At 72.4% G+C, this 19,163-nt stretch carries 15 protein-coding genes and 1 pseudogene; 5 read left to right on the top strand and 11 right to left on the bottom strand.

Annotated elements, in window-relative coordinates; genetic code table 11:
- Positions 1 to 8 precede the first annotated feature (8 nt).
- Both FXF52_RS22955 and FXF52_RS22950 read right to left on the bottom strand, forming a co-directional pair.
- Positions 9 to 1,046, bottom strand: coding sequence for a M36 family metallopeptidase (locus tag FXF52_RS22955; protein WP_148799890.1), 1,038 nt, complete (start codon positions 1,044 to 1,046; stop codon positions 9 to 11).
- 34 nt (positions 1,047 to 1,080) lie between these two features.
- Positions 1,081 to 3,111: a zinc ribbon domain-containing protein gene (locus FXF52_RS22950; protein WP_187413646.1), complete on the bottom strand. Its 2,031-nt coding sequence runs from the start codon at positions 3,109 to 3,111 to the stop codon at positions 1,081 to 1,083.
- 37 nt (positions 3,112 to 3,148) lie between these two features.
- Here FXF52_RS22950 and FXF52_RS22945 point away from each other — a divergent pair, with 37 nt between their 5' ends.
- Together FXF52_RS22945 and FXF52_RS22940 are read left to right on the top strand one after the other, a co-directional pair.
- Positions 3,149 to 3,421, top strand: a complete 273-nt coding sequence (locus FXF52_RS22945) for a transposase family protein (protein ID WP_148799886.1) — start codon at positions 3,149 to 3,151, stop codon at positions 3,419 to 3,421.
- Between the two features lie 436 nt (positions 3,422 to 3,857).
- The gene (locus FXF52_RS22940; protein WP_148799884.1) at positions 3,858 to 4,364 is read left to right on the top strand and encodes a DinB family protein; all 507 of its coding nucleotides are present in this window, start codon (positions 3,858 to 3,860) and stop codon (positions 4,362 to 4,364) included.
- Positions 4,365 to 4,382: 18 nt separating this feature from the next.
- Here FXF52_RS22940 and FXF52_RS22935 read toward each other — a convergent pair whose 3' ends face one another.
- Genes FXF52_RS22935 through FXF52_RS41785 form a run of 5 tightly spaced genes read right to left on the bottom strand, consistent with a single transcriptional unit; the run spans position 4,383 to position 7,829 of the window.
- Entirely contained in the window at positions 4,383 to 5,168 is a 786-nt protein-coding gene (locus FXF52_RS22935; protein ID WP_148799882.1) for an alpha/beta hydrolase family protein, read from the bottom strand.
- A gap of 27 nt (positions 5,169 to 5,195) precedes the next feature.
- On the bottom strand, positions 5,196 to 5,753 hold the full coding sequence (locus FXF52_RS22930) for a hypothetical protein (RefSeq protein ID WP_148799880.1): 558 nt from the start codon (positions 5,751 to 5,753) through the stop codon (positions 5,196 to 5,198).
- Positions 5,750 to 7,228 carry a hypothetical protein gene (locus FXF52_RS22925; RefSeq protein WP_148799878.1) on the bottom strand — a complete coding sequence of 493 codons (1,479 nt, stop codon included), beginning with the start codon at positions 7,226 to 7,228 and terminating at the stop codon, positions 5,750 to 5,752. Before FXF52_RS22925 ends, FXF52_RS22930 begins: the two co-directional genes overlap by 4 nt.
- Positions 7,225 to 7,518, bottom strand: a complete 294-nt coding sequence (locus tag FXF52_RS22920; protein ID WP_148799876.1) for a WXG100 family type VII secretion target — start codon at positions 7,516 to 7,518, stop codon at positions 7,225 to 7,227. The genes FXF52_RS22925 and FXF52_RS22920 overlap by 4 nt, the downstream gene beginning before the upstream one ends.
- A complete protein-coding gene (locus FXF52_RS41785; protein WP_187413645.1) occupies positions 7,515 to 7,829 on the bottom strand; it encodes a hypothetical protein in 315 nt (104 codons plus the stop codon). The genes FXF52_RS22920 and FXF52_RS41785 overlap by 4 nt, the downstream gene beginning before the upstream one ends.
- A gap of 121 nt (positions 7,830 to 7,950) precedes the next feature.
- Here FXF52_RS41785 and FXF52_RS22915 point away from each other — a divergent pair, with 121 nt between their 5' ends.
- Positions 7,951 to 10,440, top strand: coding sequence for a WD40 repeat domain-containing serine/threonine protein kinase (locus FXF52_RS22915; protein ID WP_187413644.1), 2,490 nt, complete (start codon positions 7,951 to 7,953; stop codon positions 10,438 to 10,440).
- A 2-nt stretch (positions 10,441 to 10,442) separates the two neighbouring features.
- On the top strand, positions 10,443 to 14,741 hold the full coding sequence (locus FXF52_RS22910) for an FtsK/SpoIIIE domain-containing protein (RefSeq protein WP_148799871.1): 4,299 nt from the start codon (positions 10,443 to 10,445) through the stop codon (positions 14,739 to 14,741).
- 128 nt (positions 14,742 to 14,869) lie between these two features.
- Here the strand turns inward: FXF52_RS22910 and FXF52_RS22905 are convergent, their stop codons facing one another.
- Genes FXF52_RS22905 through FXF52_RS22890 form a run of 4 tightly spaced genes read right to left on the bottom strand, consistent with a single transcriptional unit; the run spans position 14,870 to position 18,606 of the window.
- Positions 14,870 to 15,295, bottom strand: a complete 426-nt coding sequence (locus FXF52_RS22905; RefSeq protein ID WP_148799869.1) for an NUDIX hydrolase — start codon at positions 15,293 to 15,295, stop codon at positions 14,870 to 14,872.
- Positions 15,292 to 17,397, bottom strand: coding sequence for a hypothetical protein (locus tag FXF52_RS22900; RefSeq protein WP_222870619.1), 2,106 nt, complete (start codon positions 17,395 to 17,397; stop codon positions 15,292 to 15,294). Before FXF52_RS22900 ends, FXF52_RS22905 begins: the two co-directional genes overlap by 4 nt.
- 58 nt (positions 17,398 to 17,455) lie before the next feature.
- Positions 17,456 to 18,289, bottom strand: a complete 834-nt coding sequence (locus tag FXF52_RS22895; protein ID WP_148799867.1) for a hypothetical protein — start codon at positions 18,287 to 18,289, stop codon at positions 17,456 to 17,458.
- Entirely contained in the window at positions 18,286 to 18,606 is a 321-nt protein-coding gene (locus FXF52_RS22890) for a PadR family transcriptional regulator (protein ID WP_255472235.1), read from the bottom strand. Before FXF52_RS22890 ends, FXF52_RS22895 begins: the two co-directional genes overlap by 4 nt.
- Before the next feature lie 313 nt (positions 18,607 to 18,919).
- Between FXF52_RS22890 and FXF52_RS22885 the strand changes: the two are divergent.
- Positions 18,920 to 19,153: pseudogene (locus FXF52_RS22885) on the top strand (IS982 family transposase); the annotation flags it as partial.
- Between the last annotated feature and the right edge of the window lie 10 nt (positions 19,154 to 19,163).

The raw sequence follows: 19,163 nt of genomic DNA, 5'->3' as shown, positions 1-19,163 counted from the left end.
CCACGGCGTCAGAGGATGCCGCGGGCGGCGAACGCGGCGCGGGTCGCGGTCGCGGCCTGGCCGCCGTAGAGCCGCTGCGCGGCGGCCACGGTCGCCAGCGCCGCGTCCCGGAAGGTGGTGTCCTTCCGGAAGTCGAACTGCGCCTCCACGATCAGCGTGGTCGCCTTGCGGTCGCCGAGGGCGGTGCGGATGTCCCACAGCGCCCGGGACCAGATCTCCCCGTCGGCGTGCACCTCGCCCCGCAGGTCCGTCGGATAGACCTTGGTGCCGTCGAGGCGGCGCAGGCAGTGCGGGGCGGTCCGGGTGTACGAGACGGAGTCCCAGTCGGCCACGCACGCCTCCGGGGTCCGGGTCGGCACGCCGGTGGCCCAGCTGGTGACCGCGACCGCCAGATAGTCGCCGAACGCCTCGCCGATCGCGCCGGACTCCAGGGTGGTGCCGAAGCCCGGCACCTGGCCGTCCTGCACCGAGTGGCCGTACTCGTGGACGATCACCTCGGCGTCCTCGGCGTCGTCCACCCCGCCCTTGCCCAGGCTGATGTTCGCCTTGTCCTCACGGAAGAACGAGTTGTCGCCGCCGTACTGGTCGATGCGCAGCTCGATCTGGCGCTGGTTGACCGGACGCAGCGCGCTGCCGAAGCCCAGCGACTGCAGGTACGCCTGCGCGGTGTTCACCCAGTGGTAGCCCATGACCTGCTCGAACTGGTCGGCGTCGCGGTGCCACGCCGGGAACGCGCCGTCGACCGCCCGGGCGGCCGTGCCGGTGCTGCTCTTGACCACGACGTACCGGCCGGTCAGCGTGCCCGAGGAGTCCAGGTTGGTCAGCAGCACCGACCGGTACGCCCCGGCCAGCGCCGGATAGTCCGCGTCCTTCTGATCGGTCAGCAACTGGTCGCCGAGCTGCTGCACCGGGTTCGGGGCGAAGACCGTCGCGGTGGCGGTGTGGCCGTAGGGATCGCCGGCTGCCTGGACGGTGGTGCCGCCGGCGACCAGCGCCGCGGTGACCGCCGAGACGACCAGCGCGGAACGTCGGAGGTGGGGGTTCATCCATGATCCCTTCTGAGGATCGAATGCGCTGAGACTAAGAGTTGAGTCGTAACGGTTGTTGCGGCTCACGGCCCGGCCCAGCTGCACCCGATGGCGAGTGTGGCTGCTTGGGTTGGGTGGTCCTGCGTGGCCGTGGCACCCGGTGTACCGGGTGCTCGTTCTCATCAGGGGTGTCCCGTGGTCGGGTCTTTCGTCCGGCAGAGGCCACCAGGGTGGTGGCTGCCGCACCTACCGTGCCACGGCCGTGGGGTCGGGGCAGGGTGGCCACGGTTGACCGGGCCAGGGCCTCTTGCTGCCCTTGCACCCGGGCCGCGAGCGCGGCCCGGAAGTTTTCATCGATGTAGGCCGTTGCCGGCTGGTCGGGGTCGGTCAGGCGGACGCAGGCGGCCATCGCCGCGGCGACCAGGTCCCGGTCCCCGGTCAGACCGCAGGCCTGGCAGGTGTGGGTGCGCTGGCCGAGGGGTTTCTTCTCCCGGCGGCCGCATGGGCACTGCTGAGACAGCGCCGTCTGCCGGGTTCCGGCCCGTAGCAGCCGGCCACCGGCCGCCGCGCACTCGGCTTTCAGCGCGGTGGTGAGCATGCCCGGGGAGAACAGGCCGATGCCGCGGCCCCACAGCCGCGCCCAGGCGCGGATGTCGGTGTGCTCGACGACTAGGTGCGGGCCGTGCACGGCGATGATGCTGCGGGCGGTGTCGCGGGCCCGGGCGTGTCTCGCCTGTGACGCGGAGCGGCTGTCGGCGGCGTGCCGGCCGCGGGTGCGCCGGTAGGTGGTGGACAGGGTGTCGCAGCGGTACGCCTGCTTCGGCCGGCCGGCCGCGTCCGATACACGGGCGCCGCCGGGAAGGTCAACATTTCTCGCCGGCAGGCCGGCGCCGGCGCGACGGGCCGCGCGCTTCTGCTGCCGTACGGACGGCTGGTACTGGTGGGGGTTGCTGTTGCGGCGGGACCGGTCCAGGGTCCGCTGCCGACGGCGGGCGGTGACTGCGGCCTTCTCCGCCGCGGCGCGCTGGCTCGGGGTGACGGCCACCTGGCCGGCGGTGAGGCCGCCAGGGGCGCCGGGGTCGGCGGGCATGGAGACGACCGATAGGTTGGACACGTTACCGTCCACCCCGCCGACCCGGTCCCGGGGTGCGGCCGCCCGCCGGGTGGCGACCGCGGGACTGGTCCAGCCCTGGTCGAGGATCATCATGTGGGCGTAGACGCGCCACCCGTCGGGCGCTTTCGGGTCCTCGACCCGCACCAGGTCGATCTTGTGCCACTGGTCGGGTCGGCCGAGGAAGTGCTCCAGGCGGCCCTGCTGTCCGGCACCCTGCGGCAGCCGGACCGGCAGGACCAGATCCTGACCGCAGCCGGTGAACACCACCGCCAGCGGCCCGTCGTACGCCCACCAGCCGGCCGAGCCGGCGGGTCGCTGCGGTGCCGGCAGGACAGCTGGCTGCGACAACGCGGATTCCGGGTCACGGGGCGGGAACGCCGTGCGGTGCCCGTCGAGGGAACCGACCAGCCGGAACGTCTCCCACGTGCGCGGCTTCGTGTGCGAGCGGGCCCGGCCGGGGATCCGGGTCGAGTCCCACCAGGTGCCGACCCTCGGCCGGCCGTGCCGGTGGCCGGTGGCGTCGGCGAACAGGTGCCGGTCGACCGTCTCCCAGACCTCGTCGGCCAGGTGCATCGCCAGGGCTTTGGTCAGATGATGACGCAGCCACACCGACTCTTCGAGGTGCTGGTATGCGGCCTGCTCAAACGCGGCCCGGGACAGCCGGAACCGGCGGCGCGCCTCGGCCGGGCCGCCCTCGGCGCGCAGCCGGTGCGCGGCCCAGTACGCGTCCACCCGCGCCTGGGCCTGCCGCTGCAACGCCCGCCGCAGTTGGAACTCGGCGGCGAACATGCCGAACACCCGGCGCCGGCGGCCGGGCTCGGTCAGATCCACCTCGAGCCGGATCACCGCGGTCGGTGCGTCCTTGTCCCGACGCCAGTTTGTCCCTTTCGACTTGCCCCGCGTGCGCCGGGCGCCGGTCGGCTCTGCCGTCAACGTTCCCGTCACCTCCACCCGCATGCGCAGCACCATGCCGGTACACGGCAGCATACGACCAAGATCCGCACATGTGCATCAGCCACCGCTACCAGAACCCGGTCTCACCAGCCTGACCGGCCCGCAACTGTCGGCTCTCGCCGTCCGTGTCGCCGCAGCGCTACCACCCACGACCGGCCGGCCGCAGAAGCTGTCCCTCACCGACCGCATCCTCGTCACCTACGCGGCGGTACGCACGAACCTGACAACCCGGATGCTCGCCGCCGTGTTCCGCATCAGCCAGACGATGGTCATGCGGGCCCTGCGGCACCTGCAACGCCATCGAAGAACTACCGACGCAGCGTGAACCTGCAGGTGGTCGTCCGCCGCTGCGACCGAAGCGTGGTTGCCGCAGGCGTCGGCCGGGAAACCGGAACGACACCGTCGTCGCCCGCGCGCAACCCGGCCTGCTCGCCGCGGCGCCACAGCACCCTTGGCGATGGCGCCTACCGGTCCGCTGTGACCACACCCACCCGCCACCAGAACCGCCGGATCATCCGGGACGACGCCTGGCGACAGCACCGCCGTCGCCGCGCCACCGCCGAACACGTCATAGCCCGGCTCAAGGACTGGCAGATGCTGCGGCAGATCCGCCGCCGCGGCGACCAGATCGACCACGTGATCGGCGCCGCCGTCGCGATCTACAACACCGCCTCGACCAGTTGCGACTTAACTCGTAGGCTCGCCGTCGACCACTGCCAAGCAACCACGAGCAGGCGGCCTGCCTGCGAGGAAGGAATCCCGTGGAGACCGAACGGATCGGCCCGCCGCTGCTGGCCGGGGAGCGGGAGATGCTGCGCGCGTTCCTCGACTTTCACCGGGCCACCCTGGCCATGAAGTGCGAGGGGCTCACCGACGAGGAGCTGCGCCGGCAGTCGTCACCGCCCTCGACGCTGTCGCTGCTCGGCCTGGTCCGGCACATGGCCGAGGTGGAGCGCACCTGGTTCCGCCGGGTGATCAACGGCGAGGACATTCCGCTGGTCTGGTCGGACAGCGGCGACTTCCAGGAGGCGTACGACGCGAGCTCCGCCGACCGGTCGGCGGCGTTCGAGGCGTGGCAGCGGGAGGTGGAGCACGCCCGCCGCATCGAGCGGGAGGCCGAGTCGCTCGACGTCACCGCCTACAACGCGCGCTGGCAGGAGGACGTCTCCCTGCGCCTGGTGATGCTGCACATGATGCACGAGTACGCCCGGCACAACGGACACGCCGACTTCCTCCGCGAGGCCATCGACGGGTCAGTCGGCGTCTGACCCGTAGACCCGCGCCGGTCAGCCGGTGAGGTCGCGGCGCAGCGGCAGCCAGGCCAGCACGTCCTGGATCTTCGCGTCCCAGTACGCCCAGTCGTGGTCGCCGGGGGAGAAGTCCACGGTGACCGGCGTCCCGCGGCGGCGGGCCGTGTCGACGAAGCGGACGTTGTCCTCGTACAGGAAGTCCTCGGTGCCGCAGGCGACGTAGAGCGCGGGCAGGTCGTCGCCGGCGCGCTCCAGCAGCGCCACCGTGTCGTCGTCGGTGCCCGTCACCTCCCGGTCGCCCCACACGGTGTGCCACACCGCCGGGTTCACCGGGCTGGTCGGGTGCGCCCGCCGCCGGCTGACGTCCAGCGCCCCGGAGAGGCTGGCCGCGGCCGCGAACCGGCCCGGCTCGCGCAGCGCCCACTTCACCGCCCCGTAGCCGCCCATCGACAGGCCGGCGACGAAGGTGTCCGCCCGCCGGTCCGAGAGGCGGAAGAACGAGTGGCAGACCCGGGGCAGTTCCTCGCTGAGGAAGGTCCAGTAGCGGTTGCCGTGCGCTTCGTCGGTGTAGAAGCTCCGCCCGGCCTGCGGCATCACCACGGCCAGCCCGAGCGGCGCCACGTACCGCTCGATCGAGGTGCGCCGGGTCCAGATCGTGTCGTCGTCGCTCAGCCCGTGCAGCAGGTAGAGCACCGGCGGATCGCCGACGGTGACGCTGCCGGCCATGCCGATCTGCGTGGCGGCCCGCTCCGGCAGCAGCACCGTCATCGACGTGCCCATGCCGAGCGCCTCGGAGAAGAAGTCACACCGGATCCGCGCCATGGTGATCAACCCTACCGATGCCGGCCCTCACTCGGGGAATTCGTCGTACGCCCAGCCGGAGGTGATGCCGCCGCCGTCGTCGAGTTCGTGTGCGACGACCTCCCACGAGGGGTCCTGCTCCCGCGCCGCCCGCTGAAGTTCGGGGCCCAGGTACAGCAGCGCGTAGGGCTGGGCCCGCAGCCGGGTGACCTCTTCTTCGGCAGCCACCGCCGCGAACTGCCGGACGTCGGTCAGCACGTCGTCGGAGATGGTGCCGAGGGCCACCGCGGCGGTGGGGGAGAGCGCCCGGCAGGCTCCGGCGAACAGCAGACAGAAGTCGCGCCACCGGTCCGGCTGCTCGGCGATGTCAGAGTGGAAGTCGCGGCTGAAGTAGCTGATGACGAGGATGTCGCCGGCCGGGCCGTCGACCAGCTGCGCCCGGGAGCTGAGACCGTTCCACTCGCAGTGGAGGAGCCGCTCCCGCTCCTCGAACACCAGGCCGTCCGACCGAAGGTCGATGACTTCCGACAGTCCGCGCAGCCACCGTTCGTCGTCCGGCGGGGCCGTACGGAGGAAGAAGACCGACGCGTCCCGCCACTCGGTCATCGTCCTGCTCCGTCGATCCGGGGCCCGAGGACCCGCACCCGCCGGCCGCCCGGCCCGACGCGTCTCTCCAGCTCCTCCGCCGCCTCCGGGGTGATCCCGTTCTTCGGGTAGTAGATGATCCGGGGGTTCGGGTACTGGACGGGCCAGTTCGGATCGGGATCCGCTGCCACGCCCAACTGCTTTTCCAACTGCGTCCAGGCCTCGTCGACGTCGCCGACGTCGACCAGATGTTTCCGCTTGGCGTCGATGAACTCGAATCGCCCGTCCCGGTATCCGACCACGTCGACTTCCTGCTTGCTGTATCCGCGCCGCTTGACGTTGATCGACACGGCCCGCACGTCGGGGTGGGCGAGCGCCACGTCGACCTCCCACTCCATCGTCAGGATGCGGTCACCGATCCGCGGGTTGAACTCCCGGGCGTCCCTCAGCATGACGTCGAGCTTCCCGCGGAGATCCCGGAACTCACTCTTCACACCCTCGAATCCGCCTGCCTTGCTGGCGTCGGGGAACCTCCGGTCGAGTTCGGCGATCTTCCGCTGCACCGTCTCCGCGTTGCGGAGCCAGACACCGACTCGCCTCCGCTCCTCCTCGGTGAGGTCGGTCCAGTCCCGGAGCTTCTTCGCCAGACCGGTCGCCGCCCGCCCCAATGCGCCGTTCGCCTGGGCCTTGACCAGGCGCTCGCCTGCCACCCGCGGTCCGAGCTTCGCGATCACGGTCTCCAGCGCGTCCAGCGCCTCCGGGTCGTCCGTCAGCGCCGCCCGAAGCCCGTCGAGACGCCGCTGGTCCGCGGAGCTCACCCGGCCCCCACCGGCCGGGTTCGCGGTGTGCCCGGACTGGTCGGCGGGTAGGTCGTGCACCGCGGCGAGGATCCGCGCGGCGCAGCGGGCCGCGGCATCGCGGTGGAAGTAGCCAGCCTGTTCGGCGCCGCCGCGGGCCAGCTTCCGTTCGGACTCGCACATGCCGGCGTTTCGGCCAACGGCGACCGCCCACTGCTGTATCGACGGTCCGTGTTGGGCGCTGAGCTGTGCCGCGGTGGCCGCGTCCAGCCCGCGCCAGAGGCCGGTGCCGGTGAACCTCAGCGGCACCACCGAGGCGAACGTGGCCAGCAATTGTCGGTAACGCTCGTCCGCCTGGCTGCCCTGTCGCAGGGCGGCCCGGGACGCGGCCCGGGCCTGATCCAGCTCCTGTGCGTAGGTTGTCATGGCGCCGGCGCAGGCGTGGTACGCCGCGCCGAGGTGATCGGCATACCGGGGGAGCGTCCCGAGCTTTCCGTCGAGGATCTCCGCGTAGTCGCCCCAGAGCCGCAGGCCGGCCCGCTCGGTGGCGACCCCGTGGAGTCGCTGGGTGTGCCGCTGCGCCTGCTCGGCCCGCTGCCGGAACTGCCCGGCCAGCGCCCGGACCTGCTCCGGCGACCCGGGGGTGGGATCCTCGGTGAGGTCGAGGACGGCCCAGTTCTCCCCGCCGGGAAGGCTCAACCGAGGCCGCCGGCGAGCCGGTTGTCCAGGTCCTGGTATTCCCGGACGACCTCGTTGAGGAAGGTCGACATGCCCTCCAAGCCATCGATCATGTTCTGCGCGCCGGTGGACCACTGCTGGTACGAGTCCTGGAACCGGCCGGAGGCGAGCTGGGTGCGGAACTCGCTGCCGACCAGTTGGTCGATCATGGACTTGAGCGCCTGGAGTCGCTGGGTCATGTCCTGCTGCCCGGTCCTGAGCTGGGCGGCGGCTCGCTGCAGGCCGTCGTAGCCGACGTTCACATCGGTCATCGGTCGCTCCTTGGGTTGAGGTGGCCGGGCGAGACGTGGTCACCCAACATCCGGTCGATGGAGAACTGCCCGGCGGCGACCTCGTCCAGCCAGCGCGCCAGGCGGTCCACCGACCCGTACAGCTCGGCGTGGGCCTTCGTCGCGGCGCTCGCGAAAGCCCGCACCGCCTCCTCCACCGCCGCGGAGCCGGCGGACAGGGGGCCGTCGAGGCCCTGCCGGGTGGCGTCGGCGTCGGCGTCGGACCGGACGGCCGCCAGCTCTCGCGCCAGGCGCCGCACCCCGTCCGGGTCGACAGCGAACCGTTCCGCCATCCGTCCGTCGCCCCTTCTCCCCCGGCGGGTGGGTGGTGCCCGCGGTCGGGGGGACCCCTGCCGTCACCCCGTGCCCGATACTGTCCACAGTGACTTTACGGCTTCGCGGCAAGGGGTGGGTGTGCAGGAGTCCCGGGCGTCGGAGCACCTCGTGGCGGGGCGCTACCGGCTCACCGAGGTGCTGGGTCGCGGTGGGATGGGCGTGGTCTGGCGGGCGACCGACGAGCTGATCGGCCGGGCGGTCGCCGTCAAGGAGGTACGCCCACCGGCGGGCCTTCCGCCGGCGGAGCGGGCACTGTTCGGGGAGCGGGCGCTGCGCGAGGCGCGTACGGCCGGGCGGATCAACCACCCCGGCGTGGTCGCCATCCACGACCTGGTCCCCGCCGAAGCGGACGACGAGGCGGTCTACATCGTCTCCGAGTTGGTGCAGGCGCCCACTCTCGCCGACGTCCTGCACCGGGAGGGCCCGCTGCCGCCGACCCGGGTCAGCGCGATGGCGGTGCGGATCCTGGAGGCGCTGACCGCCGCCCACGCGAACGGCGTGGTGCACCGGGACATCAAGCCGAGCAACATCATGGTGCTCGATGGCGACGGGGTGAAGCTCGTCGACTTCGGCATCGCCCAGGCCGCCGACGACACGCGGCTGACCCGCGACGGGGTGATGGGTTCGACCGGCTACCTCGCGCCAGAGCTGTTCCATGGCGGGCAGCCCACCCCCGAGACGGACCTGTGGGCGGTGGGGGTGACCCTGTGGCAGGCCGTCAACGGTGTCGGACCGTTCGAACGGGACTCCACCGCGGCGACCATCCACGCGGTCCTCTACGCGGACCTGCCGGCGGTCCGCTGCGACCCGCCGCTCGCCACCGTGATCGCCGGCCTCCTCGTCCGCGAGCCGGCCGACCGGATGTCCCTCCAGCAGGCCCGCGACCTGCTGGCCGGCGCGATCCTCGCCGACGCGCCGCCCGACCCGACGCGCGTCGCGACGCCCGGCGAGCAACCGGGGTCTCCAGAGCCCGGAGCGGCATGGGAGCAGGACCCCACGAACCTCCACGCTGCGACCGGCACCGGACCGGTTCCACGCCAGCGAGCCGCAGCCGCGCGGAGCCCGGAGGAGGGATTCGCCGTGGTCCTGCCGGCGTCGGTCCGCCACCGGAACCGCCTGGTCGGGGTGGTCACGTTCGCGCTGTTCGGGACGGCCGGCTGGCTGCTGCTGCACGCCACGCTGGGGGCACCCCTGTTCACCACCGTCATGATCCCCCTCCTCCTCGCCTGGGTCGTGGTGACGAGCACGATCCGCCCCTCGTTCCGCGGGCGGTTCGAAGTCACCGAGTCGGGCCTGGTCTTCAAAGGGGCCGTGCGAAAGCCGGGGCAGCCGCCCGTCGACACGGTGCTGCGTTGGAAACACATCGACGAGGTCGTCATCGCGCCATCCGGCGCCACCGCCGAGCGGAGCAGGGTGATCGTACGCCCGAACTCCACCGCCCCGGCCACGGTGATTTCGGCGGCCCCGTTCAAGGGGTTCCTACGGCGCGGCGTCGACGGCCGCGTCGTGTACACGCTGGGCGACGTCGACGCCGGCCCGGACGATGTGGCGGAGGCGATCCACGCCGCCGTCCCGGACGGCGTCACTCTCACCGGCCCGACCGGGGGTGACACCCCTCGGGACAGTCGTCTGGTCGGTCCCCGGCGGGACGGGTCGGTGTTCTGGATCCTGGCCGTCCTGGCCCTGATCGCCGGCACCCTCTACTACCGGCACCAGAACGCGGATCTGGTCACCCTCGCGGAGGAGGAGACAGCCGTGGTCGCCTACAACCCAGCCGGGACGGCGCTGGCCAGCGGCGCCGACCGGACGATCACGGTGTGGAACCCGGCAACCCGGCAGAAGACCGCCCTGCTTTCCGGTCACTCCGACGACGTCACCGCGCTGGCCTTCAGCCCCGACGGAAAGCTACTGATCAGCGGGGACGACAACGGGGTCATCAAACTGTGGAACATCACGGCCGCGCGCGCCACCGCCACCGTCGCGATGGACGACAGTGAGCTCAAGCTCGGGATCGAGCGGCTGGCGATCAGTCCCGATGGTGCCACGCTGGCGGCCATCAACGACATCGGGGACGTCGGGATGTGGCGGCTGAACAACCTCGGCAAGCGCCTCCTGGACGACGCCAATGTCGAGGTCATCCGGTTCAGCACGGACAGCCGGGTCCTGCTCGGGGTCGACAGTCAGGCCGCCCGGCACGCCTGGCAGACGACGAGCGGTCGCGAGGTGCGTCCGAACGGTGTCTTCGGCCCGATGGCCACGGTCCAGAACGACCACTCCGTCCTGATCCGGGACGCCGGCACCGACCAGATCCTCGCCACCCTCCGCGGCGACGGGGATTCCATCTACGCCGCCGCCTTCGGGCCCGGCGATCTGTTCGCCACCGGCACTTGGGAGCGGATCCAGGTGTGGCACATCCGCACCGGCCGCACGGCGCAGGTCCTGGAGACGAACCTGTTCCGGTGGAGCGTTCCCCGCTGTGACTCGCTGGCGATGCGGTCGGACGGGCGGGCCGTGGCGTGCGCCAGCGACGACGGGCTGCGGGTATGGACCTTCGCGCCGGAGCACTGACGATGATCCTCCGCCTGACGGTCCACGATCCAGCCACCGGTAGCAGCCAGGACATCGAGGTCACGGCGGCCCCGCGGAGCAGTGTCGCCGCCCTGCTCGCGGCGCTCCCGCTGCCCGTCGACGGACGGCCCTGCTTCGTCGGCGCGGTCCCGCTGGATCCCCGGGCCAGCCTCGCGGACACACCGCTCGTACCCGGGTCGATCATCAGCGTGGGCGAGCCCGGGCCGACCGGTCGTCCCGCCGGGGGTGCGAACGCCGCCGGCGTGCTGGAGGTGCTGAGCGGCCCGGACGTCGGTCTCGCCGTCGCCCTGGGGCCTGGCCGGCACCTCATCGCCCGAAGCTCGAAGGCTCCCGTGCCGCTGCGGGACCGGGACGTCTCCCGGCAGGCCCACGCCGAGCTGGTGGTCCACGACGACGGCACCGCTGAAGTCGTGGACGCCGGTTCCAGCAACGGCACCTTCGTCGGCGGGGTACGCATCACCGCACCGACCCGACTGACGCCCCGGCGCCTGCTCCGGCTGGGCGCCGACGAGCTGCGGTGGACCCCCACCCCGGCCGGCAGGCTCCGGGCGGTCCGCGCCCCCGACGGCAGACTCGACTTCGACCGGGCCTTCGCCGCCGCGCCGGCCGTGCCGAGCATCGAGGTGACCTTCCCGGTGCAGCAGCCTCCGGTGCGGGGCAACGCCCCGATGACCCTGCTCGGCGCGGGGGTCGCCGTGGTGGCGGCGCTGCTGCTGCAGCAACCCCTGCTCTGGCTGGGCGCGGCGGCAGCCGTCATCGGCTATCTCGTCATGAGCTCGTCGGAGGATCTCCAGAGCACGAAACGGAAGCAGGCCTTCACGGCCGCGAAGAAGACCGTCGAGGAGCAGATCAGCGAGCAGGTGTCGGCGGAGCAGCGCGTCCGCCGGCTGCTCGCACCCGGCCCCACGGAGATAGCCGAGACGGCCACCGGCGAACGCGCCGACCTGTGGACCCGCCGCGCCGACTCACCGTACGGGCTCACCCTGCGGATCGGCACCGCCGACCAGCCGGCCGCGGTGACCGCGCGCGGCGAGCCGTGGCCCGGCTTCGAGACGCCGACGGTACGCGCCGTCCCGGTGACCGTGGACCTGCGGACCACCGGCGTGCTCGGCGTCGTGGGCGCCGCCGAACCCGTCGACGGCATGCTGCGCTGGCTGCTGATCCAACTGGCCACCCTGCGCGGCCCCGACGACCTGCGACTGTTCCTGATCACGGCCGGTGGTGCCGACCGGCTGGACTGGATCCGCTGGCTGCCGCACCTCGACGCCGGCGCCGGGGGGCCCGTGCCGTGCCGGATCGGCAACACCCCGCAGACCCGATCGGCCCGCGTGGCCGAGCTGCGCCAGCTGGTCGCCGCCCGCCGCGCCGATCGGGGGCCGGACGCGGCCGCCCGGACCGGCGACGAGGTGGTCGTCGTCCTGGACGGCGCGCTGGCGCTGCGCGAGCTGCCGGGCATGGACGAGGTGCTGCGCGACGGTCCGGCCGTCGGGGTGTACCTGATCTGCGCCGACCGGCATGGCATGAACGAGTGCCGGGGCCTGTGCGAGGTCGGCCCCCGCATGGCGACGCTCACCCGTGGGCCCGGCGAGCCGCGCGTCAGGACGCAGGCGCACACGCTCGACGAGGCCAGCGCCGAACACCTCGCCCGCGCGCTGGCGCCGATGCGGGACCGAGCCACCCTGGCTGCGGCGCACCACGCCATTCCCGACCGGGTACGCCTGCTCGACCTGCTCGGAGTGGGCGTGCCGAGTGCGAACGACGTGCTCGCGCTGTGGGGCGAGGGCCGGGGACCGCGTACCCGGGTGATCCTGGGCGCGGACGCCCGCGGGCCGGTGCACGTCGACCTGGCCGGGCAGGGCCCACACACCATGCTCGGCGGAGCGACCGGAGCGGGCAAGAGTGTCCTGCTGCAGACGCTGGTCACCGCGTTGCTGCTGGCCAACCGGCCGGACGAGCTGAACCTGGTCCTGGTGGACTTCAAGGGCGGCAGCGCCTTCCTGCCGTTCGAGGGCTGTCCCCACGTCATCGCGCTGATCAGGTCCACCGGGGAGAGTGCCGCCGACGTCTTCGACGACGCCGCCGCGGCTCGGGTGCTGGCGTCCATCCGCGCCGAGGTGAGCCGGCGCGAGTCGCTGTTGGCCCGCTACGAAGGCGAGATCGACCGGTACTGGGACAGGCGTCGCGCCGGAGCGGACCTGCCGCCGTTGCCGCGACTGGTGATGATCTTCGACGAGTTCGCCCGGGTGCTCGACACCGCACCCGACTTCGTCCGGGAACTGGTGAACGTCGCAGCCAAGGGGCGCTCCCTCGGCATGCACCTCGTGCTGGCCACGCAGTCGTTGCAGGGCAAGCTCTCGCCGGAGCTGAAGAACAACGTCTCGCTGCGGATCAGCCTGCGGCAGAACGAGGCGGCCGACAGCACCGAGGTGCTCGGCGTGCCGGACGCGGCCGCGATTCCCGGCACCCGGCGGGGCCGCGGGATGATCTTCTGCACGACGGGCGAGACCCGCGTGCCGCAGGAGTTCCAGTCCGGCTACCTCGGCGAGCCGCCGCCCTCCGGCGCCAGCCCCGTCACCGTCCGTACCCTCGACCGGGCGGACCTCGGCGCACCGCGCCCCGCCGCCGGCGCCCCGGCCGGGGACGGCCCGACCGACCAGGAGTTGGCGATCGCGGCGGTCCGGGACGCCGCCGGGTCCGCCGGCCTGTCCGCCCCCTTCCGGCCGCTGCTGCCAGCACTGCCCGCGACGCTGACCCTGGCCGACCTGACCCGACGGCAGACCGTGGCGCCGCCCGTCACCGCGGTGCCCTTCGGCTTGGCGGACGAGCCCGGGCGGCAGGCGCAGCCGGCGGAGTTCCTCGACCTCGCCGCCGCCGACCGGTTGCTGGTCGCCGGCGGTCCACAGTCGGGGCGTACCACCTTCGCCCGGGCCCTGATCACCAGCCTGGTCACCCGGTTCGGGCCCGACCAGGCGCACTTCTACGTCGTCGAGCGTCACCCCGGCGGGTTGGCCGACTACGCCGACCTTCCGCACTGCGGCGGGGTGTTCACGCCGGCGGACCCCGATCGGATCCGCCGCCTGATCACCTGGCTGGGTCAGGAGGTCCGCCGACGCGGCGCGGCCAGTCCCGGTGCCGACGGCGTACCGTCGCCCAGGATCGTGGTGGTCATCGACGGATGGGAACACTTCGAGGACCATGGCAACCCGGACTTCGTGGAAACCGCCCTGCTCACCACGCTGCGGGGAGTCGTCAGCGCCGGCGCCCCGCTCGGAGTGCACGTCGTACCGCTCGGCGGCGAGGACATGCTCAACCACAAGCTGCCGCGCCTGTACAACCGGCGGTTGCTGCTGCCCTTCCCGAAAGAGGACACCCGGCGCGCGCACCTCAGCGCCGCGATGGCGAGCCCGTCGGTCCTGCCCGGGCGGGCGATCGACGCCGCCACCGGATGTCATCTCCAGATCTGTCGGCCGACGCGGTCTGTCGCGCAACTCATCGAGGACACCCAGGACGTCGCTCCGGGCGTCGACCCGGCACGCTTCCCGTTGCGGTTCCCCGCCCTGCCCGTCCGGGTGACCCTCGGAGAGCTGTCCCTGCCCGAACCGCCGCCGTCCGCCACGTGGATCCCCCTCGGCGTCGGCGCGGACGACGTGACTGTCGGTGTCGACTTCTTCGAGACCGGGCCCCACCTGCTCCTGATCTCCGGGCCGTCGGGGGCCGGTCGCAGCACCGCCGCCGCCACCGTCTCGCACGGGTTGGCCAGGCGGGGGGTGGGTGTCCTGGCGATCGCACCACCGCGGTCACCGTTGCCGCGTCTCCTCCCCGATGATCCGGGCGTACGGGTGCTCACCGGCGCGGCCATCAGGGACAGCGACCTGCGGGCGGCCGCCGCGGCCTTCGACGGCGTTCCGTTCGTGATGGTCGTCGACGACGTTGACCACCTCGCCGTGCTCCCCACCGAGCAGGGCTTCACCAGCACGCCCACGCTGTTCGAGGAGATCGCGCATCCGGCAGCGCGGGGCGAGCGCGGCCTGGTCCTGGCCGGGGACGCCGCTCCGGTGCTCACCGGCTTTCCCGGCCCGGCCGCCCGCCTGATCAACACGGTCATGACCACCGGGCTTCGCCTGTTGCTCACCCCGGAGAACCGCGCGGTGGCACTGGCGCACAACGTCGCCCTGGAACCGGACCAGTACTTCACCGACCGGCCCGGCCGGGGCTACCTGTCGACGGGACACGCGCCGACACTGCTGCAACTGGCCATGCCGGCCTCGGAACCGACATAGGTCCGGTCCGGCGGGCCAATCTTTTGCCGTCGAGCGGGCAACGCCCGGCACAGCGGGCACCTGCACCCGCCCGGCCGCCACGGTAGTTGAGTCGAACGGCCTGCCCGGGGATACCGGCTGGCTCTCGCTTACCGAAGGTGACGTTGCAACATGTGCCGGACCGCGACGAGCATCGGCAATCGAGCGATGTCCGATTCGCCGACCCAGGTTGGTGCGGTCGTCGAACCGTCCGGCTCGTCGCGGGTCGTCCCGCTGATGACGGATACGGCGTACAACGCGAATACTCCATGGAAGTCGACTCCGCTCGGAAGGAGCCGATGATCGGAGCCCACCTCCAGCAGCGCATCGACCTGAACGTGGTAGCCGGTCTCCTCGGCGAACTCCCGCACCACCGTATCGGCGGGATCCTCGCCGTGGTCTACGCCGCCGCCCGGCAGCATCCACTTGTCGACGTCACCGTGCGTGTCGTCGCCGATGCGGACCATCAGCACGGCGCTTTCGCGTCGCGCGAGCCCGTATGCCGATACCCGCTGCCAACGCCGCGGCGTGGTCATGTTGGCTGTACTTCGGGGTAGCGGGGGTCTGGGTGGGGTGCGGGCCCGTCCCGGAGCACGTGGTCTGCGAATGCGGTTACATAGGCCGAGGTCGCGGCCAGGCAGCGATCGCCGTCGATCGGGCCGAGTTGGGCCAGTCCGTGCAGGGGTGTCGGGATGTAGTAGGCGCCGTAGTCGGTGAAGTTGAAGTGTTTCGCGCCGCTGACCTCGTACCGGAAAGTTGGGCCGGTGCTGGCGGCGCGCAGGGTCCGGCTGGCGGTGTCGATGTCGCGGTCTGTGGCGTCGGTGGGGTGGCAGGCACCGGCCAGGCAGTCACCCGGGGTGCCGAGCAGCATCATCGGCGCGGTCAGGCCCTGGTGCACGACCGTGCCGTAGGGGGTGCCGTCCATGTCGACCGCGCCGGCGCAGCGGGGGTCGTCGTGGCATGACTGCAGGGCGGCGGCACCGCCGAAGGAGTGCCCGATGTAGGCGACCCGCGACGCGTCGACGTGGCCGGCGAGGAGCTCGCCGGCGTCGGCCATCTGCCCGGTGACGAAGCGGAAGTCGGCGGCCCACAGCGTCACCAACTGGTCGAGGGCGTCCCGGCTGAGCTCCGGCGGGTTGCCGGCCGCGGTGCGACCGACCGGCTGTCCGTGCAGGACGGTGACGCTGGCGCTGTAGGTGGGCGTGATACCGGCGACCACGTAGCCGTGGCTGGCCAGGTCTTCGGCGAGCGCGCTGAACTGCGGCGCGGCCAGGCCCAATCCAGGTTCGAGCACCACGAGGGGGAACCGCCCGTCGGCCACCCGGGCGTCGGCCACCGAGTGGGTACGTACCGCGTCGAGGCGGCCGGCCAGGATCCCGAACTGCAGCATTCTCGCCCAGTGGCCGGGCGCGTACGGTGCCGGCCGCTGGGTGGTGCCGGCCGGCGCGGGGTACCACGCCCAGACCGACAGCTCGCGCTGCCGCCCAGGTTCGGGGGCGAGCGGATCGGTGCGAGCGGTATCGGTCCAGTCGAAGGTGGTTCGGCCCACTCGGTACGGCCCGGTCGGTGCCGGCAGGGTCCGGGGCAGCACGTGCCGCACACCCAGGTAGCCGACCGTGCCGACGATCGTCAGCACCAGCGCCAGCGGCACCGCCACCAGCGCCTTGGCCAGGCGGCTCCGGCGCTGGCGGATGGTCTGCGCCAGCAGGGTGACCAGCCCGGCAAGGACCGCGATCGCCGCGATCAGGCCGGCGAGGCGGCCCCAGCCGGTGACGGGGAAGTCGACCAGGGCGCCGATGCCGTCCCGGAACCCGACCGCGACCGGCACGCTCGCGATCGCCGCGTATCCGGCGCATACCAGCGCGGGCCGCCGCGCCGGCGCGGCCGACCGGGTCGGCCGTAGCACACCGAGGTAGGCGTTGAGCGGGATGAGGGCGGTGACGATGCCGGCGGTACCGATCAGCAGCCGCATCGCCGCCGCCTCGGCGGGATGCGGGCCGAGGCCGTCGCCGAGCGCCTCGGCCACGGTGAACCAGGCCGACACGGCGACGCTCGCGAGCACCACGGTGGCCAAGTGGTGCCGGCGCAGCCCGTGCCGGCCACCGACGACTACCCGCCGTACCCGGTCGAGTGCCCGCGCCGCTGCCCGGCCAGCGGTGCCACACCGGGCAACGAGGCCGCCAATGCCGACCAGCACGTCCTCGACCCAGTCCGGACCGGCCGGAACGCGGGTACCCCTACCGGCCCACCACATCGCCGCGGCGACCGCCAGCGCGACCAGCGTGACCAGGGCAAGCCCGGCGATCAGCAGCCGACCCGTGCCGCCCCACCTGTCCTCGTGCACCCGTAGGCCGACCGCGACCCAGTCGGTCGCCGCGGTCGCCGCGACCATGCCCACCAGCGCCCAGGCTCCACGCAGCAGATCCTGCCGTGCCGCGGCGATCCGAATCGCGAACGCCACGGCCAGAGCCGGCACCAGCAGTTGGGTGAAGGAGACGACGACGTCGTACGGGTCGTCCTGCCAGGGGCTGTGCGCCCGCAATGCCTGAACCTGCGTGGTGGCCACCACGAACGCGGTGAACAGGACTGCGCAGCCCACGCACCACCACGACAACCGGCGTACGCGTTCTTCGCCCATGCATCGTCTCCCTGTCTCGTTACTACGTGAGACGATACTACGTGAGACGATACTCAGGTCAACGCCGCAAGGCCGGGGCCGTCCGGCCCGCGCTCACCAGCGCGCCGCAGGCAGCCAGCACCGCGGTCGCCGCGCCAGCAAACGCCAGCGGCCCGTCGCCGGCCAGCAGTACCGCCGCCACCTCCACGACGGCGAGCACCGTCAGCGCGGTCGTCACACCGACCGCCAGTACGGCAGGCAGTCGCATGACGCCAACCGGTGGTGCGGCCCGGCGCAGCGTCACCGGCGGGCCGGCCGCGCCGACGCCGGCGAGGACGGCCAGGCCGGCCAGCCAACCGAGCACCGCCGCCACGAACGCGGGGGACGGGTGCGGCCATGCCGCTGGGTGTCCGCGCCTCAGCAGCCACACGCCACCCGTACCCGCCGTGTCGAGCAGCAGCAAGACGACCGTGGGGAGCAGCGGTCGCCACACCCGGCGCCTGCCGGATCGCAGTGCCGGCACCAGCACCCGGCGGGCCAACAGCAGCGCGCACCCGGCCGCGACGGCGCCGCCCGCCAGCAGCACCAGCCACGCAACCCACACCAGCGTTCGCACCGTGCCGGTCGCACCCGGCACCGGCGGGTCGAGCAGGGCCCGGGCCACCATCGGCACCGCCAGCATGCCGAGGCACAAGGCCACCCAGGTGGTCGACAGCCCGGCCTGGACGCGGAGGCGCACCCGCTCGTCCGGCGACCCGGTGAACCTCGGGCGGACCCACGCCGCCGCCGCACCCACCGCGAGATCCCAGCACACGCGTCGCCCGGTGCCGGTGTCCTCGACCAACGCGGCCAACTCGGCACCGTACCGCTCGCGGAACGACGGCGGGTAGCAGGCCAGCAGTAGGCGGATCACGGGTGTACAGCCGACAGCCGCGCGAGACCGGTGCGCGCGAACCGCGACATGTCGGTCAACCGCTCCGACAACGCCTGTGCTCCGGCCGCGGTCAACCGGTACGGCCGGCGGCGCTCGTCGCCCGGCAACGCCTCCACCAGACCGCGGTCCTCCAGCCTCGCGAGGGCCCCATACAGCGTCCCCGGCCCCAGCTCGATCCCCGCTTGCTCGAGGACGTCCTGCACGATCGCGTACCCGTGCTTCGGCCCGCCCGCGAGGCTGCCGAGAATCAGCAGCGGCGGGTTTCCCCACGCCAACTGGTCCGCACGACGCACCACGCGACACCTCCTCTACTACGTCATACGATACAGTCCGGCGGTAGAAGCGTGATGTTCTGCATCGCATCGGCCTGATCTGCCGGCCCTGACCACCATTACGGCCGCATCTCGCCTACTGGCGGGCGGCGCTGCGCATCCGAGACGGGCGTCCGGGATCTGTTCCAACGCCGCGTCCAGGACGGTGATGTGGTCGGTGGCGGTGTCCGACCCGGCGGTCGCTGCCGGGTAGACGTGGTGAGGGTATCCAAGATCGGCGTTGCTTACCCCGACGTCGAGCTGCTGGAGCTGTTCGTGGACGCTGATCTGGACACGCGACCGCAAGGGCGAACCCACCCGGTTCGGCAAACTCGCCCGCGTCCGGCAGTGGGTCGAGGCGGTGTTCGACACCCTGAAAGGCCAACTCGACCTGGAAGCCCACGGCGGACGAACGCTGGCAGGCGTGTTCGTCCGGGTCGCGCAACGCCTCTTGGCCCTGACCGCCGCCATCTGGCACAACTGGAACATCGACGCCCCGGTCAAGCGATCTCTCACTGCCTACGACCACTGAATCTTCAAGA

The sequence above is a fragment of the Micromonospora sp. MP36 genome (assembly GCF_008119785.1).
Classification (GTDB): domain Bacteria; phylum Actinomycetota; class Actinomycetes; order Mycobacteriales; family Micromonosporaceae; genus Micromonospora.
The sequence above is the reverse complement of the archived record's forward strand: the minus strand, read 5'-3'. Positions and strand labels throughout refer to the sequence as shown.

Coding starts and splice junctions, on each gene's coding strand:
- FXF52_RS22930 (WP_148799880.1), bottom strand. CDS start 5,753: ATGACCGAGTGGCGGGACGCGTCGGTCTTCTTCCTCCGTACGGCCCCG.
- FXF52_RS22905 (WP_148799869.1), bottom strand. CDS start 15,295: ATGACCACGCCGCGGCGTTGGCAGCGGGTATCGGCATACGGGCTCGCG.
- FXF52_RS22920 (WP_148799876.1), bottom strand. CDS start 7,518: ATGACCGATGTGAACGTCGGCTACGACGGCCTGCAGCGAGCCGCCGCC.
- FXF52_RS22955 (WP_148799890.1), bottom strand. CDS start 1,046: ATGAACCCCCACCTCCGACGTTCCGCGCTGGTCGTCTCGGCGGTCACC.
- FXF52_RS22900 (WP_222870619.1), bottom strand. CDS start 17,397: ATGGGCGAAGAACGCGTACGCCGGTTGTCGTGGTGGTGCGTGGGCTGC.
- FXF52_RS22910 (WP_148799871.1), top strand. CDS start 10,443: ATGATCCTCCGCCTGACGGTCCACGATCCAGCCACCGGTAGCAGCCAG.
- FXF52_RS41785 (WP_187413645.1), bottom strand. CDS start 7,829: ATGGCGGAACGGTTCGCTGTCGACCCGGACGGGGTGCGGCGCCTGGCG.
- FXF52_RS22935 (WP_148799882.1), bottom strand. CDS start 5,168: ATGGCGCGGATCCGGTGTGACTTCTTCTCCGAGGCGCTCGGCATGGGC.
- FXF52_RS22950 (WP_187413646.1), bottom strand. CDS start 3,111: ATGGTGCTGCGCATGCGGGTGGAGGTGACGGGAACGTTGACGGCAGAG.